This is a genomic window from Gordonia sp. IITR100, assembly GCF_002009645.1.
Taxonomy (GTDB): domain Bacteria; phylum Actinomycetota; class Actinomycetes; order Mycobacteriales; family Mycobacteriaceae; genus Gordonia; species Gordonia hongkongensis.
In genome coordinates this window covers 118,077-134,053 of sequence record NZ_MVKV01000004.1, presented here as the reverse complement: position 1 = coordinate 134,053, position 15,977 = coordinate 118,077, and the positions used below count along the sequence as shown (strand labels likewise).

The 15,977-nt window shown below is 67.1% G+C and carries 15 protein-coding genes; 5 read left to right on the top strand and 10 right to left on the bottom strand.

The features are described 5' to 3' along the window. Positions 1 to 120 precede the first annotated feature (120 nt). Positions 121 to 2,349 (bottom strand): replicative DNA helicase, encoded by a 2,229-nt coding sequence (gene dnaB / locus B1818_RS09160; RefSeq protein WP_058252878.1) that lies wholly within the window; start codon positions 2,347 to 2,349, stop codon positions 121 to 123. Between the two features lie 569 nt (positions 2,350 to 2,918). Between dnaB and B1818_RS09155 the strand changes: the two genes are divergently transcribed. Continuing rightward, complete coding sequence (locus tag B1818_RS09155; RefSeq protein ID WP_068972301.1) at positions 2,919 to 3,581, top strand: hypothetical protein; 663 nt, start codon at positions 2,919 to 2,921, stop codon at positions 3,579 to 3,581. A 279-nt stretch (positions 3,582 to 3,860) separates the two neighbouring features. Here B1818_RS09155 and rplI read toward each other — a convergent pair whose 3' ends face one another. The 4 genes from rplI to rpsF form a co-directional block, all read right to left on the bottom strand. Continuing rightward, on the bottom strand, positions 3,861 to 4,316 hold the full coding sequence (gene rplI, locus B1818_RS09150; RefSeq protein WP_058252880.1) for a 50S ribosomal protein L9: 456 nt from the start codon (positions 4,314 to 4,316) through the stop codon (positions 3,861 to 3,863). Positions 4,317 to 4,335: 19 nt separating this feature from the next. Continuing rightward, positions 4,336 to 4,593, bottom strand: a complete 258-nt coding sequence (gene rpsR, locus B1818_RS09145) for a 30S ribosomal protein S18 (RefSeq protein ID WP_004020662.1) — start codon at positions 4,591 to 4,593, stop codon at positions 4,336 to 4,338. A gap of 86 nt (positions 4,594 to 4,679) precedes the next feature. Beyond that, positions 4,680 to 5,201, bottom strand: coding sequence for a single-stranded DNA-binding protein (locus B1818_RS09140; protein ID WP_058252881.1), 522 nt, complete (start codon positions 5,199 to 5,201; stop codon positions 4,680 to 4,682). 114 nt (positions 5,202 to 5,315) lie between these two features. Beyond that, positions 5,316 to 5,597: a 30S ribosomal protein S6 gene (gene rpsF, locus B1818_RS09135; RefSeq protein ID WP_058252882.1), complete on the bottom strand. Its 282-nt coding sequence runs from the start codon at positions 5,595 to 5,597 to the stop codon at positions 5,316 to 5,318. Between the two features lie 167 nt (positions 5,598 to 5,764). Between rpsF and B1818_RS09130 the strand changes: the two genes are divergently transcribed. After that, positions 5,765 to 7,249, top strand: coding sequence for a hypothetical protein (locus tag B1818_RS09130; protein ID WP_078112532.1), 1,485 nt, complete (start codon positions 5,765 to 5,767; stop codon positions 7,247 to 7,249). Then, positions 7,246 to 7,818 carry a GNAT family N-acetyltransferase gene (locus B1818_RS09125; RefSeq protein WP_078112531.1) on the top strand — a complete coding sequence of 191 codons (573 nt, stop codon included), beginning with the start codon at positions 7,246 to 7,248 and terminating at the stop codon, positions 7,816 to 7,818. Before B1818_RS09130 ends, B1818_RS09125 begins: the two co-directional genes overlap by 4 nt. 3 nt (positions 7,819 to 7,821) lie before the next feature. Here the strand turns inward: B1818_RS09125 and B1818_RS09120 are convergent, their stop codons facing one another. The 5 genes from B1818_RS09120 to B1818_RS09100 form a co-directional block, all read right to left on the bottom strand. Next, positions 7,822 to 8,229, bottom strand: coding sequence for a hypothetical protein (locus B1818_RS09120; protein WP_058252885.1), 408 nt, complete (start codon positions 8,227 to 8,229; stop codon positions 7,822 to 7,824). Between the two features lie 36 nt (positions 8,230 to 8,265). After that, positions 8,266 to 9,204 (bottom strand): hypothetical protein, encoded by a 939-nt coding sequence (locus B1818_RS09115; RefSeq protein ID WP_058252886.1) that lies wholly within the window; start codon positions 9,202 to 9,204, stop codon positions 8,266 to 8,268. Positions 9,205 to 9,256: 52 nt separating this feature from the next. Continuing rightward, complete coding sequence (locus tag B1818_RS09110; protein ID WP_254859628.1) at positions 9,257 to 10,798, bottom strand: glycosyltransferase family 87 protein; 1,542 nt, start codon at positions 10,796 to 10,798, stop codon at positions 9,257 to 9,259. Positions 10,799 to 10,859: 61 nt separating this feature from the next. Next, entirely contained in the window at positions 10,860 to 13,208 is a 2,349-nt protein-coding gene (locus B1818_RS09105; protein WP_078112530.1) for a transglycosylase domain-containing protein, read from the bottom strand. A gap of 127 nt (positions 13,209 to 13,335) precedes the next feature. Next, positions 13,336 to 13,728 carry a DUF5318 family protein gene (locus B1818_RS09100; protein ID WP_065629491.1) on the bottom strand — a complete coding sequence of 131 codons (393 nt, stop codon included), beginning with the start codon at positions 13,726 to 13,728 and terminating at the stop codon, positions 13,336 to 13,338. Between the two features lie 273 nt (positions 13,729 to 14,001). On the opposite strand from B1818_RS09100, the gene B1818_RS09095 reads away from it, so the two are divergent. Both B1818_RS09095 and B1818_RS09090 read left to right on the top strand, forming a co-directional pair. Then, complete coding sequence (locus tag B1818_RS09095; protein ID WP_078112529.1) at positions 14,002 to 14,763, top strand: PadR family transcriptional regulator; 762 nt, start codon at positions 14,002 to 14,004, stop codon at positions 14,761 to 14,763. After that, complete coding sequence (locus B1818_RS09090) at positions 14,756 to 15,847, top strand: inositol-3-phosphate synthase (RefSeq protein ID WP_078112528.1); 1,092 nt, start codon at positions 14,756 to 14,758, stop codon at positions 15,845 to 15,847. Before B1818_RS09095 ends, B1818_RS09090 begins: the two co-directional genes overlap by 8 nt. Positions 15,848 to 15,977 lie beyond the last annotated feature (130 nt).

Here is a 15,977-nt window from a genome sequence, read left to right as displayed (position 1 = left end):
ATTGATCGAAGAGAACATCTAGATCCCCGGAGGGGACGAAGACCGCGAGTTGCGGTGGCTTGAGTTGGGCCGGGCGTTCTGCGCGAGGTTTCCACTCGCGGCTCACCAGGAGCGATTCCCTTACCCCCGCGCCATGTCCACGAACCGGCTCAGGTGCAGCTGGTGCGCAACGGTAATGGTGGCGGTCGGCCCGTTACGGTGCTTGCCGACGATGATGTCGGCCTCGCCGGCGCGCGGGTCGTCGCGCTCGATGGAGTCGGGGCGGTGCAGCAGGATGACCATGTCGGCGTCCTGCTCCAGCGAGCCGGACTCACGGAGGTCCGACACCTGGGGCTTCTTGTCGGTACGTTGCTCGGGACCACGGTTGAGCTGACTGATCGCGATCACCGGGACCTCGAGTTCCTTGGCCAGCAGCTTCAGCTGGCGGGAGAACTCCGAGACCTCTTGCTGGCGGGACTCGACCTTCTTACCCGACGTCATCAGCTGCATGTAGTCCACCGCAACGACTTTCAGGTCGTGCCGCTGCTTGAGACGGCGCGCTTTGGCGCGGATCTCCATCATCGTGAGGTTGGGTGAGTCGTCGATGAAGAACGGCGCCTCCGAGATCTCGCCCATTCGACGTGCGAGCCGTGTCCAGTCGTCGTCGCTCATCGTGCCGGCACGCATGTCGGCGAGCTTGATCTTCGCCTCCGCCGACAGTAGGCGCATGACGATCTCGGTCTTGCTCATCTCCAGCGAGAACATGGCGGCGGTCAGGCCGTGTCCGATGGCCGCAGATCGCAGGAAGTCCATCGCCAGGGTCGAATTGTGCGTCGGGACCATCGCTTCACCCGCGAGATACAGGTGGTCGGCGTTGTCGACCTGCACGCAGCGCACCGGGACCGGATCGACGGGGCGAACGGCGACGACGCGTCGGACACCGGCCCGGCGACGCAGCTCCTTGTGCCGAATCGCCTTGTGGTGCACGGTGAACACGTCTTCGTCGGCGTCGACGCGCAACCACCCCGTGGCCGACCGCTTGTAGTTGAAACCGAGCCCGGCCACGAGGTCGGCGACGACCGCCGTCATGTGCCGCGTCGCGGCGGGCACGGTGATCCAGCCGTCGTCGTCCACCGAGGCACGGGCATCCAGCAACCCCGCGAGCAGGGCACGACGCTGCGCGATCGAACCACGGAGATACTCGTACGGAATCCGGCCACCGAGGTCCGCCATCAGCGTCATGACGTCGACCGGGCCCTCCGCGTCGATGCGCATGCTGATCTCGGGATCGTCGAAGGCCATCCCGGCCAGCGCCGCCACCGTGTACGGGCCGTACGCGAACCGCTTGCGCGGCAACTCGAGCGGCGCGGTGTTGCGCACGACCGCGCAGCCGACGTGCGCCCGCAGGCCGGCGGTCGTGACGACCCGCCGCTCGCCGTCGATCTCGGCCGCCCACTGGTGTTGCTCGTCGGCGACGATCGTCGCGCCGTCGTTGAATTCGATTTCGTAGCAGGGCCGTTCGGTCATCACCTCGGTGGCGGCGACGACCCGGGTGGGCCGGCCGTGGGCATCGAGCAGGAGATCGCCGACCCCGACCTTGCCCATCGTGGTCCAGCCGGTGGGCGTCGGCAGCGGGGTGTCGAGCGCGAGCGCCTTGCCGACGCCAGGACGTGCGGCGACGATGATCATCTGACCTGGGTGGAGCCCGTTGGTGAGCTTGTCGAAATCGGCGAAGCCGGTCGGGACACCGAGCGAGATGCCACCTCGCGACGCGATGGAGTCGATCTCGTCCATCGTCGGCTGCAGGAGATCCTCGAGCGGGACGTAGTCCTCGGCGGTGCGCTTCTCGGTGACCTCGTACACCTCGGCCTGGGCGCGGTCGACCACCTCGGCGACGTCCTGCCCGTCGGCGCCGGCGTAGCCGTACTGGACGATGCGTGTGCCGGCCTCCACGAGTCGACGCAGCAACGCCTTCTCGGCGACGATCTCGGCGTAGTAGCCGGCGTTCGCCGCGGTGGGCACCGTGGAGATCAGCGTGTGCAGGTACGGCGCACCACCGATGCGCTTGAGCTCGCCCGCCCGCTCGAGTTCCGCGGCGACCGTCACCGCGTCGGCGGGCTCGCCTTTCGAGTACAGGGTGAGGATCGCCTCGAAGACCGCCTGATGGGCCGGACGGTAGAAGTCGCCGGTGCGGATCTTCTCGACGACGTCGGCGACCGCGTCCTTGGACAGCAACATGCCACCGAGCACCGATTGCTCGGCGGCGAGGTCCTGCGGGGGCTGCCTACCGAAGTCCTCGGCAGGGATCTCGTCTTCCCGGCCTCGCCCTCCGGCGGCGGGGCCGCGCCCGCGGTCATCCACAACAGCCACGCGTGTCAAACCTCTCGCAACGTTCGATCCCACCCGACATCGAATGAGTACGACCCTGAGTCTGGTGTCGGCCCCGGTAGGCCACGTCGCGAGTCCCCGGTGTCGACGTCGTGTTCTGGTCAGTCTCTTCCTATCGGGTGGCACCGACAGCGAAGTGTCGTGTGCGCCGAGACGGACGGAGACGCTGAGGCGTGACACTAGGACGTCTGCGACCGCTACTCAAACCGACCTGTTGACGGATCTGGGGAACACTTGTGGACGGTGTGTGAGTTGCGGGGGGACGAGTTGTGCAGGCTTTGTGGACAACCTGAGGAATCAGGGTGTGAACAACACAGTTTTCGCAGGTCAGCGCCCTCACTAATTTCCACAATCAAGTAATTGGAAATCCTTTGGACTTCTTCGGCGCGTCGTCTTGCGGGCGTGTTGCGGACACCTGTTCAACTCCCCGTGGCGAATATTCGGGTGAACATCCGGTGTGGTCTGCGTTACACCTGGCCAGACGGGCGGGCGACGCCGGTTCGCACGATTCTGCGGCGATCGCCGAACGACGCCCCTGTGGGTGTGATGCAATGTCGATCGTGTCGAGGTTGGGGTTGAGGTCCGTCGTCGTCCGTCGTGCGGTCACCGTGCTGGCGGCCGTGACCGCTGCCGCCGGGCTGGCGGCGGCCCCGCCGACGTCCGCCGCGCCAGGTCCCTCGATGCCCGTCGAGTTCGATCTGTCGCGCTATCAGCCGGTCGCCCCGACGACGTTCCGATCGCTGGCCTATGTCGACAACGGACGGTCTTTCTTCACCACCGGTAGGTGGGTGTGCGAGATCGGTCCCGGCTACCGCTACGTCGGTTGCGCGGGCCGTCCCGCGACCGCCCCGCCGAACGCGACCGGCGCGGTGATCTCCGATGATCAGCAGGGCCCGTGGTGGGCGCGTGCCGATCAGACCTACCGGTTCGGCCCGGAGAGCGGCTTCCGGCCACCGATCCTCGGTGTCGGCAAACGGGTCACCATCGAAGGCGTCACGTGCACCGTGCCCCGTCGCGACACCGTCGCCTGCCGCACCGGCGACCGCGCTCTCATCTTCACGCCCGCCTGGCACAAGTTCTTCTTCCCGTCCTGGGACACACTCGGTCCGGGCAACAACGCGGTCGACCACAGCGCCAACCCGGCACCGCAGTACCTTCCGCCGCGACTGCAGTACTGGAACCAGCTGCCGGCCAGTCCGCCTGCGCCGAAATAGATTCGGGGGCTTCGAGGCTCGCTACGCCCGCACCCCGGTCGCCGGACCCTTCGTGACGCGGCCTCCGCAAGCTCCGGCCGCTCCTCAGGGAACAGAAACAGACACCGGCCCCTCCGCAAGCTCCGACCGCTCCTCAGGGAACAGAAACAGACACCGGCCCCTCCGCAAGCTCCGGCCCCTCCTCAGGGAGCAGAAACAGACACCGGCCTTCGCCACTCCGGACACGACAAGGCCGGGTGGAGGATCTCCACCCGGCCTTGTGTATGTAGAACGCTGAGGTCAGCTCGCGGCGACGACGGCGAGCTGGACGGTCGCCGAGACCTGCGGATGCAGGTTGACGACGACCGGGTAGCTACCGGTGGCCTTGATGTGCCCCTTGGGCAGCTCGACGCTGCGCTTGTCGAGGGTCGGACCGCCCGCGGTCTTGATGGCACCGGCGACGTCTGCCGCGGTGACCGAACCGAAGAGCTTGCCCGAGTCGTGGGTCTTGACGTCCAGCGAGACGTCGGCGAGGCCCTCGAGGGCCTGCTTCAGCTCGTTGGCGTGCTCGAGACCTCGGACCTCGCGGGCCTCCTGTGCCCGACGGATGCCTTCGACCTGCTTCTCGGCGCCGCGGGTGGCCTTGATGGCCAGGCCGCGGGGCAGCAGGTAGTTGCGGCCGTAGCCGTCCTTGACCACGACGATGTCGCCGGCTTCGCCGAGGTTCTCCACGGCGGCGGTGAGGATGAGCTTCATGTCAACTGATCCTTTCCGCTTATCGGCTGGTCGAGGTGAAGGGCAGCAGGGCCACCTCACGCGAGTTCTTCACTGCCACAGCGACGTCGCGCTGATGCTGCACGCAGTTACCGGTCACGCGACGCGACCGGATCTTGCCCCGGTCGGACAGGAAACGACGCAGCAGCGCGGTGTCCTTGTAGTCGATGACGGCCTTCTTGTCCTTGCAGAAGCTGCACGCCTTGGTCTTGGTGACCTTCTCGACGCGAGGCTTCCGGCTCGGCTTTGCCTTTGCCATGTGTGTGTTGCTCCAGTCAATGCTGTCGGGGACGGTCGCTGCCGTTCCCGGGCTGTTCGGGGCGGATCATCGTGCCCCGACCGATATCAGAAAGGTGGTTCGTCGTCCCCGCCGCCGAACGATCCCCCGCTGTTGCTGGCAGGCGCGCTGCCCCAGGGATCGTCGGCAACCTGCTGGTTCGAACCACCGCCGCGGCCACCGCCGCCGCCCGATCCGAATCCACCGCCGCCACCGCCACCGCCGCGCGAGGCCCGATTGACCTTGGCGGTGGCGTAGCGCAGCGAGGGGCCGATCTCGTCGACCTCGAGTTCCACGACCGTGCGTCGTTCACCCTCTTTGGTTTCGTAGGACCGCTGCTTGAGCCGTCCCTGCACGATCACCCGGGAGCCCTTGGTCAGGCTTTCGGTCACGTTCTCCGCGGCGTCGCGCCAGATGTTGCAGCGGAGGAACAGCGCTTCGCCGTCCTTCCACTCGTTGGTCTGGCGGTCGAAGGTGCGCGGGGTGGAAGCCACCGTGAAGTTGGCAACCGCTGCGCCGGACGGCGTGAACCGCAATTCCGGGTCGGCGGTCAGATTGCCGATGACGGTGATGACCGTGTCGCCTGCCATGTGTGTTTCCCCTCGGGTCGTTGGTGGGCACTCGCTGATCGACATGCACCGGATTCTGGGCTCAACCCTAGAACCCGGTACCGACGTCTTCAGACGATCAAGAAACCCTGTGGATTACTTCCGCAGGACCTTGGTGCGCAGAACCGACTCGTTCAGCTTCAGCTGACGATCGAGCTCGGAGACCGTGGCGGGCTCGGCATTGAGATCGATGACGGCGTAGATGCCCTCGTTGTGCTTGAGGATCTCGTAGGCGAGTCGGCGCTTGCCCCAGATGTCGACGCCGTCCACCGAACCGCCGTCCTTACGGACAACGTTGAGGAAAGTATCGAGTGAGGGTGCGACGGTGCGCTCGTCCAGATTCGGATCGAGGATGACCATCAATTCGTAGTGACGCATAAGACCACATCACCTCCTATGGGCTAGGTCGGCCACGGACTGTCCGTGGCAGGAGGGTCGCCTGCGTCGGCAACCGGTCCAAGATACATGACCTGCCCGTTCGCAGAGAAATCCGTGGTCGCGGGCCGCCTCGGCGACACATCATGAGACCACCTACGCTGTTGCCCATGTCGGAGCGGCGGACAACCCCGGGCCGGTGGTCGGCGCGGCTCTCCGGCCGTGGTGAGACGGCCGTGATCGTCCTCGTCTCGGTGTTGGCGACAGCCGCGACGATGTTCTGGAGTTTCCAGGCGAAGCTGCGGTGCGGCGGCGCCCCGTTCGATGCACTCGGACGTAGCGACAACTGGCCGACCGGCGATCCGGACGCGGTGATCCCCTGCTATTCGGACCTGATGTATCTCTGGCTCGGTCGCGACATCAACACCCACGTCTTTCCCTACATCCACGGTGGAATCACATCGGACGGCACCCTGTTCGGTGGCGTCGTCGAATATCCGGTGCTCTCCGGCGTGCTCATGTTCGTCGGTGCGGTCGGCGCCGACACCGACACCGAGTTCTTCACCCAGTCGGCGCTCCTGTTGGCACCGTTCGGTTTCGCGATCACCGTGCTGCTCGCATCGATGGTGCGCTGGTGGGCGTTGCTCTGGGCCGCAACACCTCCGCTGGTGCTGTACTCCTTCCACAACTGGGAGCTCCCGGTCGTCGCCACCGCCGTCGGGGCCGTCGCCGTGATGGCATGGGGCGCGTCGGTCCACCCCGTAACCCGTCGACGACGACTGCCGCTTCGTACGAGCGCGGTGATCGCGGCGGTTCTGCTCGCGATCGGATTCTGCCTCAAGCTCTACCCGGGGATCTTCGTATTGCCGTTGGCGGCATACGTTCTCACCCGCGGAGCCGGCGGAGCGCGCATGGTCGAACGACGACGAGACGCCCGCGGCGGTCTCGACTGGACGGGCGCCGGTTGGGTAGCGGGCGCTGCCATCGTCACCGTGGTCGCGATCCAGTTGCCGTTCATGGTGCTCGGATTCGACGGGTGGAAGGCGGCGCTGTCGTTCCAGAGTCGACGACGAGCCGACGTCGACACCAATTCCATCTGGTACTGGGGGCTGCGCTATCTCACCGGGACCGGTGACACCTACCACTCGCTGGTCAGTGTGCTGTCGCCGCTGCTGATCCTCACGACGTTCGCGGTCGCGATGTACCTCGGGTGGCGCCGCTTCGACCGCGTCGGCACCTTCCCTTGGATCGGCGTGAGCGGCGCGATGCTCGAGGGTTTCATGCTGTTCCACAAGGTCCACTCCCCGCAGTACACGCTCTGGATCCTGCCGTTCTTCGTTCTGATGAAGGTGCGGTGGTCGGTGATCCTGACGTATCTGCTCACCGACCTCGCCCTCGACCTGACGATTTTCCGGCTGTTCCCGATCCGCGATGCCGGCGAGCCGCTGCCGTGGTGGATCGTCACCGGCGTCGCCGGTTCGGTGTGGGTGCACGCCGCCCTGCTGGCCTACCTGATCGTGACCCTCCCGCGGACCCCGCTCCGGGAACCGTTGGCCTCCCGGGTGGCCGCACACGTGCACGATGCCACCGATCAGGGGTCCGCTGACGCACCCCGGCACCCGCCGCGAGACGCGATGGCGAGAGGCTCGTCATGAGTTCCTGGTTGGCGACCGGCCCCCTGGTGCACGGACGAGTCACGTTGCGACCGATCAGCATCGAGGACATCGGACCGTTGGCGCGCGTGGTCGACGACCCGACCCGATTCCGGTGGGTCCCCGGAGTGCCGACGGACGAGGACAGCGCCTGTCGGTTCGTCGACTCGGCGCTCCGTTCCCGGGTGGCGTTCGCCGTGGTCGACAACACCGACGGCAGTGTCGTCGGGTCGACGAGTTTCTACGACATCGACGAGGCCAACCGGGCCGCGTGCATCGGGTACACCTTCTACAGCGAACGCGTCCAGGGAACCGCGGTGAACCCCACCGCCAAGTTCCTGCTGATGCGCCATGCGTTCGAGGAGCGCGGCGCCGTCCGCCTCACCTGGCACACCCACGAGAACAACACCCAGTCCCGCGCCGCGATCACCAAACTGGGTGCCAACTTCGAGGGTCTGCTGCGCAAGCACCGCCGATTCGGCGACGGCTGGCGCACGACCGCCTTGTACGCGATGACCGACGACGAGTGGCCGTCGGCGAGAGATCGCCTGTTACAACGAATCTCTGTCTGAGATTCAGGGATTCGCGGTGTGCTCGGGATGGCCCTGGGTGCGCCGGTCCTCTTTCATCCGCGCCTCGTGCACGTGTCGCTGGCCGTCGGTCAGGTCGGCTCGAACCCGGTTGACGTACTCGCGCAACGGGCCCCAGTAGGTGTCGTCGAATTCCTCGACGACCTGGAATGTCCAGCGCCCCTCGAGAACGTTGCGACCCACCAACTCGGTGGACAGCTCGTCGGCGAACTCCCCGTGTCCGGCCTTTCGTAATTCGTCCACTGCTTCCCCGAGCAGCAGATCGCCGCGTCCGATGAGTTGGTGGAACGAATAGAGGTGGCCGCGGGCGCGCTCGATGTACTCGAGCGCCTCCCCCACCTTGCCGACCGCTTCCGCGGTGTCGTCCGAGATGTGTGGTGCGGTATCCGACATGATCCGTCATTACCCACCGGAGCGGTCACCCAACCGTCAGTACTCCCCGTGGTAGGAGTGCCGGTAGCGATCGCCCTCGAGCGACGCCCTGATCTCACCGACCTCGCCTCCTAGTGCGGTGTTGATCTTGTGCCCCAGCCGCTCGAACTCCTCGTGTGCGGCAGCCGATCTGGAGGTGAGCGCGGCGAGCGTGGACAGCCAGCGGTGTACGGCGCGCAGGTCGTCCGTCGTCAACGGTCCCCTCACCCAGTTCTCGCGTTCCCACGTCTGTCGTTCCCATGCCTGCCACGGATGATCCCAGCCGCTCGGCGGCGAGATGGCGAAGAGGCCCCGCACGATGACGTCGTTGCGGTCGATGCCCGCATCCGCACGCCACCCGTCGACGACCTTCGAGTAGGCGACGTAGTCGGCCGCTGTCCACGTCGACTCGCGAAGGTCCCGCCAGCCGGCACGGCGCAGCGACCTGGCCACTTTGCTCTCGAGGACCGGACTCGGATGTTTCGGCTCCCCGGCGCCCGCGAAGTAGAGAAACCAGGTGAAACCGGCCGGACCCAGACGCTCGATCATGTTGCCGCCCTTGTCGGGCCGAAGCATCGCATACGCCGCGCCGGGCTCCTCGCGGCCCGTCTCGGCCGCGTCTCTCAGCAGCCCGCCGAGGTACTTCCGGTCGGCGGACACCGCGGCGATCCGCTTCTTGCCGTCGGAGGTGCGGCGGCCGAGACAGAACGCGACGACGTTCCACAGCAACGCAATCGCGTCGTCGGGCGAGTCGGTGGCCCGAGACCCCAGCGCGAACAGGTCTGCTCTGCTGATCTTGTTGCCGAGCAACGAATCCGGGAGTCCGTGTTCGGCGAGCGCGTCCGTCCACCACTGCCGGTCGACGGCGACGGTGTCGGAGTGCAGTTCGGCGGCCCGGTCGCCCGCCGAGAGCCAGTCGGTGAGATCGTCGGGGAGTGCGAGTGTGGTGTGCTTCATGGTCGTTTGGACGCAGCGGGGCCCGGTTCGGTTCCGTCGCGTTCGGTGACCGTCATCCGCCCACCGGGGCCGGTTCCCGAGGACCATCCGCGGTGCCGAGCGTCCTCGCCCGGCGGCCGATTCGGTCGGGAGCGCCGTCGAGGACACCACCGGCAGGGTCGTCGTACCATCGGCCGTCGTTCCCGCGGCGGACGAGGTCGTCGCGCGGATGCCAGATCTGCCAGAGGACGACGGCACAGAGGACCAGCACCATCAGTCCGCGGAGCACGACGGCTGCGGTGAACCACTGGTCGGGAAGCCAGCGACGTTCGGCCTCGAGGAACAGACTCATCCGCGGCACCCAGATCAGGGCGTCGAGCGTCATCCAGGCCAGCAGCAGTCGAGTATGCGGGAGGGCAAGCACGGCAAGCGGAACCAGCCACAGCGAGTACTGGGGACTCCACACCTTGTTCACCAGCAGGAAGCCCGCCACCGCGAGAAAGGTCAGTTGGGCCACGCGGGGTCGGTGCGGCGCGAGGATTCCGATCGCGGCCACCGCCGCGATCACGGCGACCGTCAGACCCACCGACAACGCGTTCAGATAACCGATGTTCCATGTGAAACCAGCCGAGTCGGCCACGATCCGGTAGATGGTGTCGGGGTCCGCCGACCGATCGCCGTTGAATCGGAAGAACTCCCACCACCCCGTCGGGTACGGGATCAGGATCGGCAGGTTGACCGCCAGCCAGGCGCCGATCGCCGTCGCAGCCGTGATCCCGAACTCGCGGACTCTCCCGCTGCGCAGACAGAGCGCACCCAGCACCACCAACAGCAGTGCGGGGTACAGCTTCGCGGCCGCGCCGAGCCCGATGAACAGGCCGGCCACCCAGAACTTCTCCCGCGACCAGGCCAGCAGGGCCACCGCGACGGCCGCGGTGGCGATGGCGTCGAAGTTGGTGAACGCGTGGACGACGACGAGGGGGGACAGCGCCACCAGCCATACCGTCCACATGCGGGTTCGCGCGGTGAGGGCCGTCGCCCAGACGGTCACGAGCCAGAACGCCGCCAACGCCAGGGCGGCGATGGTGAAGAACAGCACGACGTCGAGCGCGCCGGGGACACCCCAGTTGGCCTCGGCCCAGACCCAGCCCTGCGTCAGCTGCGCCGCGCCGTACATGAACATCCCGGTGACGACCGGATACTCCATGTACCGCTTGATGGTCTCGCCTTCGGAGCCCTCCTGGAACCAGAAGTCGCGGTAGGGCAGCGCTCCCCGGTTGAGGCGTTCCGCCCCGAACAGGCTGATCACGTCGGAGTAGCAGAGGTTGGTGAACTGGCGCTGATCGTCCCAGTCGAGTCGCATCTCGGCGCTCGCGCCGTTGGCCCCGGAGTCGGCCGGCGCCTGCTGCAGACACCCGGCCTTGCCGAACCAGCCGAGCGCGAGTCCGCACAACGCGAGCGCGAACAACACTCGCAGCGGTGTCAGACGCCGACTCCGCCCGATGACGGCGTGTGCCCCGACCGGCCCACCGACGAGCGAACTCGCTTCTCGCACCAGACTGTCCGTGCGCGTCGGGAGGACGCGCGCGTCATCGACGCGCTGATCGATCGCCAGTGGTGCAGGGCTGTCCCAGACGGGTTCGGAGCCGCTCGCCGCGGAGTCGGCCGGGTCCGGGTCAGCCGATGGGCGGTTCAGGGACTCCTCCCCCACCGTCTCCACCGCCGGGTATGCCGCCGAGGTCGCCACCGTCGCCACCGCCGGCGTCGCCACCACCGTCGCCACCACCGGGGCTGTTCCCGCCGCCGGCGCCACCACCGCCGCCGTTGCGCGGAGCGCCCGGGATCGGGATCGTCACGCCTGGTGCGAGGGTGAGGTTGCCGTCACCGCCCTGGTCGGGGATGTCGAAGTTCGGTATGGAAGGCCCACGTCGGGGCTGCGACGGCGCGTACGTGGTGGCCGGCGCCTCGTACGGCACGCCGGCCACGCCGCCGACCGATTCCGGCTCGGGGAACTGCTTGATCTCCTTGCCCTCGAGCGCGGCATCCATCGCCGACTTCCAGATCGACGACGGCAGGCCGCTGCCGTAGATCGACGCGCCGTTGTAGTTCGTCAGGGCGGTGCCGTCGCTGGTGCCGACCCACACCGCGGTCGACAGCTGCGGGGTGTACCCGACCATCCACGCGTCCTTGTTCTGCCCGGTGTCGCCGAGCTGGACGGTGCCGGTCTTGGCCGCCGACGGCCGCGAACCGAGCGAGGAGTCGTAGAGCGAGTTGCCGTTGGAGTACGCCGCCACCGGTTCGAGCGCCGCGCTGACGTTGTCGGCGACCTTCGCGGGGAAGACGCGCTTGCCCTCGGTCTTGCGCTCGTAGAGGACCTGCCCCTCGGCGTCGACGACCTTCTGGACGAAGTGCGGCTCGTGGTAGACACCCGAGGCCGCGAGCGTGGCGTAGGCCGAGGCCATGTCGATGACCCGGGACTGATACTGACCCAGGACCACACCGCCCTCGGGCTCGCCGTTGGCCTCCTGCAGGGTGTGCTCGATGTTGCCGAAGGACTCGGCCACACCCGCGCGGTGCGCGGCGTCGGCGACCGCCCGGGCACCGCCGTCGAGGTCCATCATCAGGCGGTAGTACACCGTGTTGAGGGACATCTTCATCGCCGTCGCGAGGTTGCAGGTACCGCAGCTCTCACCGTCGGAGTTCTCGACGGTGAGTCCGCCGCTGGCCTGGAACGGCGCGGAGCTGTAGGTCTTCGACAACGGGATGTCCTGTTCGAGCGCCGCGACGAGCGCGAACACCTTGAACGACGACCCGGTCTGCAGGCCCGCCTGGGCGAGGTCCCAGCCGCCCGGGTTGTCGCCGCCGTAGTAACCGCGCACCCCGCCGGTCTGCGGATCGATGGATACCACCGACGCAAGCAGATCATCCGGTTCGCCGTTCAGCTCACCTTCGGGGCACTTGTAGATCCGGTTCTTGCGGCAGGCCGCCTGGACGACGCCGTTCTGGACCTGCGGGTCGATCGTGGTGCTGATCTTGAGACCGCCGGTCCGCAGTTGCTTGTCGGTGATGCCGATGCGGTTGAGCTCGGCGAGGACCTGTCGCTTGATGAGACCGTTGGGCCCGGGGGTCTCGTCGGAGTCGCTGACACGCGCCTTGACGGTCTTGGGGAAGATCGCGTTGTCGGCCTGCGCGCGGGTGATCGCACCGGTCGCGACCATGCCGTCGAGGACGTAACGCCAGCGCGCTTCGGTGACCTCACGGTTGGTATCCGGGTCGTAGTAGGACGGTGCGCGGATGACCGCCGACAGCAGCGCGGCCTCTTCGAAGGTGAGCGGGTTGCGCTCGGCGCGACGCTTGTCGGTGATCGACTTGTTGAAGAACTTCTGCGCGGCCACCGCGACGCCGTAGGCGCCCCGGCCGAAGTAGATCGTGTTGAGGTATGCCTCGAGGATTTTTTCCTTCGACCAGCCGTGCCGGTCGTTCATCTTCGCGGCGATCACGAGCTCTTTGAACTTCCGGGAGTAGCTGACCTCGTCACCGACGATCGCGTTCTTGACGTACTGCTGCGTGATGGTCGAGCCACCGCCGGCGGTCTGGTTGCCGGTGATCTGACCGATGGCGGCGCGGGACAGGCCGCGGGGCGAGAAGCCGTTGTTTGTCCAGAACTCACGGTCCTCGGCGGCGACGATCGCCTGCTTCATCGTCTCGGGGATCTCGTCGAACGGGACGACCGTGCGGTTGCCGTCGGGCGAGGTGACGTCTGCGAGGGTCCGCCCGGACGTGTCGACGATGGTGGCCTTCTGGCTCACCTCCGGTTCGGGGATCTCGGCAGTGAAGTAGGTGGCCGCGAACGCGATGATGAGCACCAGCACGATCGCCGGGACGATGGCGCCCACGATCCCCAGCGCCCACGCGAACCGTCGGTGTCGTGTCGCTGTCTGACTTCTGTTCTGACCGCCGCCGCCCGGACCGGGTCGGACTCCGGTGCGTCGCGGCGTGGGCGAAGAACCACGTGCCTCGCTCATCGTCCACCTTCCTGCCGGGTCGCACGGACATTCGTCATCCGGCGAGCACGGTCAACTTCTCTGGCCTCGTGCCGCTCCACTGTGACAGCAGGCCACCGCCCCGGGCAAAAAACCGCAGGCCGGCGCGCTACTTGGCCACGCGTCGGGAGCGACGCGTGGTCTGCGGCGGCAGCCCGGCAACGTACGACTGGACCAGATGGTTCCAACTGCAGGTCCGGCACACCTCGACCACGTGCACCGAGAACTCCTCGGCGGTCGTCGCGAGCCGGGCGATCTCCTCGTTGCTGCGCGCCGACCCGCTCACCTGACCGAGCCGGTCGCCGAACACCCAGGAAACCAGCGTGACCTGCTCTTTTCGGCAGATCGGGCACATCGTGGTGCTGGGCCGACCATGGAATTTCGCGGCGCGCAGGAGATACGGGCTCGCATCGCAGACCTCGGCAACGGCGGTCCGGCCCGCGTGGACCGAGGACAGCCGAGCGCGCCGCTGCAGGGCGTAGTCGACGATCTGGCGTTGCACGGTTCTCAGGGTACGTGGTCTCTGCCGGGGCGTCGGGCCGACGGGGTCCGGCACGCGGGTCCGACGGACCCACACCCGGGATGGTCGATCGCCGCGTGGTGGCGTCGTCGCGTGTCCGTCCTCCCGCCGACCGACCGCTCGTGGACACGGTTATATCGGTGCGATACATTGGCAAACACATCGGAACGAGGTGTCGGCTCGTCAGAGCGTGCCGGCACATCGATCCGAGGAAGTAGTGACAGTCATCGGCAGGACCGCGAAGGGGGTGGCGAAGTGCTCGAGTTGGCCATTCTCGGACTGCTTCTCGAATCCCCCATGCACGGCTATGAGCTGCGCAAGCGGCTCACCGGCCTGCTCGGCGCCTTCCGTGCGTTCTCGTACGGATCGCTCTACCCGACGCTGCGTCGCATGCAGGCCGACGGCCTCATCGACGAACCGGAGACGCCCCTGGGCGTGAAGGTGCGGCGAGGCCGGCGCGTCTACCAGCTCACCGACGCGGGCCGGGAACGGTTCGCGGAACTGGTCGCCGACACCGGACCCCAGAACTACACCGACGACGGTTTCGGTGTGCATCTGGCGTTCTTCAGCCGCACCCCGGCGGTCGCGCGCATGCGCATCCTCGAGGGACGCCGGCGGCAGGTCGAGGAGCGTCGAGAAGGGTTGCGGGAGATCGTCGGGCGGTCCAACCGGGCCGTCGACCGGTACACCCGTCAGCTGCATCAGCTCAGCCTCGAATCCAGCGAACGCGAGGTCCGCTGGCTCAACGAGCTGATCGCGGCCGAGAGCTCCCAGCAGGACGGGTCGCCAGACCCGTTCGACGGACAGTTCGACGACGACCTCGCCGACGGCGAACGGTCACCGTTCGATCCGGGGCGGCCCACGGCCTCCACCGGACGAGCCGATGACGAACATCAAGACCCGGACTCGACGCCGAGCCGGGACGAACAGCTCGACGAACCCGAGCAACGGAAAACACCGGTTGCGCAGCGAACGACTGCGATGCCGCGAGAAGAAGGAGAACCCGACCATGGGTGAGCCCAATAAGGTGCGCGTTGCCATTGTGGGCGTAGGAAACTGCGCTTCATCCCTGGTGCAGGGCGTGCAGTACTACAAGGACGCCGACGAGAGCTCCACCGTTCCCGGCCTCATGCACGTGAGGTTCGGCCAGTACCACGTCCGCGACGTCGAGTTCGTCGCCGCGTTCGACGTCGACGCCAAGAAGGTCGGCTTCGACCTGTCCGACGCGATCTTCGCGAGCGAGAACAACACCATCAAGATCGCCGACGTGCCGCCGACCGGCGTCACCGTCCAGCGCGGCCACACTCTCGACGGCCTCGGCAAGTACTACCTCGAGACCATCACCGAGGCCGACGGCTCCGGTGTCGACATCGTCCAGGCCCTCAAGGACAACGAGGTCGACGTCCTCGTCAGCTACCTCCCCGTCGGCTCGGAGCAGGCCGACAAGTTCTACGCCCAGTGCTGCATCGACGCAGGCGTCGCGTTCGTCAACGCCCTGCCGGTGTTCATCGCCTCGGACCCCGAGTGGGCCCAGAAGTTCGCCGACGCCGGTGTCCCGATCGTCGGCGACGACATCAAGAGCCAGGTCGGCGCCACCATCACCCACCGTGTGATGGCGAAGCTGTTCGAGGATCGCGGCGTCACCCTCGACCGCACCTACCAGCTCAACGTCGGCGGCAACATGGACTTCAAGAACATGCTCGAGCGTGAGCGTCTGGAGTCGAAGAAGGTCTCCAAGACCCAGGCCGTGACCTCCAACCTGAACGGTCCGCTGGCCGGCAAGATCGCCGACAAGAACGTCCACATCGGCCCGTCGGACCACGTCGAGTGGCTCGACGACCGCAAGTGGGCCTACGTCCGCCTCGAGGGTCGCGCCTTCGGCGACGTGCCGCTCAACCTCGAGTACAAGCTCGAGGTCTGGGACTCCCCCAACTCGGCCGGCATCATCATCGACGCCGTGCGCGCCGCCAAGATCGCCAAGGACCGCGGTATCGGCGGACCGGTCATCCCGGCCTCGGCCTACCTGATGAAGTCCCCGCCGAAGCAGCTCGCCGACGACGTCGCGCGTCAGCAGCTCGAGGAGTTCATCATCGAGGCCTGAGTCTCGTCTAGAGATTCCACTGAACGTCCCCGTGTGCCGGAGTTCCGGCCGCACGGGGACGTTTCTCATCTGCTCGTCGCGAACCACCCCCGGCGGGCATCCGGGTTCCCACAGGTGGTGAGCCCGAGTG

Excerpts from the sequence above, each read along its gene's own strand:
- rpsF (WP_058252882.1), bottom strand. The coding sequence starts at position 5,597 with ATGCGTCACTACGAATTGATGGTCATCCTCGATCCGAATCTGGACGAG.
- B1818_RS09125 (WP_078112531.1), top strand. The coding sequence starts at position 7,246 with ATGAGTTCCTGGTTGGCGACCGGCCCCCTGGTGCACGGACGAGTCACG.
- B1818_RS09140 (WP_058252881.1), bottom strand. The coding sequence starts at position 5,201 with ATGGCAGGCGACACGGTCATCACCGTCATCGGCAATCTGACCGCCGAC.
- B1818_RS09120 (WP_058252885.1), bottom strand. The coding sequence starts at position 8,229 with ATGTCGGATACCGCACCACACATCTCGGACGACACCGCGGAAGCGGTC.
- B1818_RS09090 (WP_078112528.1), top strand. The coding sequence starts at position 14,756 with ATGGGTGAGCCCAATAAGGTGCGCGTTGCCATTGTGGGCGTAGGAAAC.
- B1818_RS09155 (WP_068972301.1), top strand. The coding sequence starts at position 2,919 with ATGTCGATCGTGTCGAGGTTGGGGTTGAGGTCCGTCGTCGTCCGTCGT.
- rplI (WP_058252880.1), bottom strand. The coding sequence starts at position 4,316 with ATGAAGCTCATCCTCACCGCCGCCGTGGAGAACCTCGGCGAAGCCGGC.
- B1818_RS09105 (WP_078112530.1), bottom strand. The coding sequence starts at position 13,208 with ATGAGCGAGGCACGTGGTTCTTCGCCCACGCCGCGACGCACCGGAGTC.
- B1818_RS09115 (WP_058252886.1), bottom strand. The coding sequence starts at position 9,204 with ATGAAGCACACCACACTCGCACTCCCCGACGATCTCACCGACTGGCTC.
- B1818_RS09130 (WP_078112532.1), top strand. The coding sequence starts at position 5,765 with ATGTCGGAGCGGCGGACAACCCCGGGCCGGTGGTCGGCGCGGCTCTCC.
- rpsR (WP_004020662.1), bottom strand. The coding sequence starts at position 4,593 with ATGGCAAAGGCAAAGCCGAGCCGGAAGCCTCGCGTCGAGAAGGTCACC.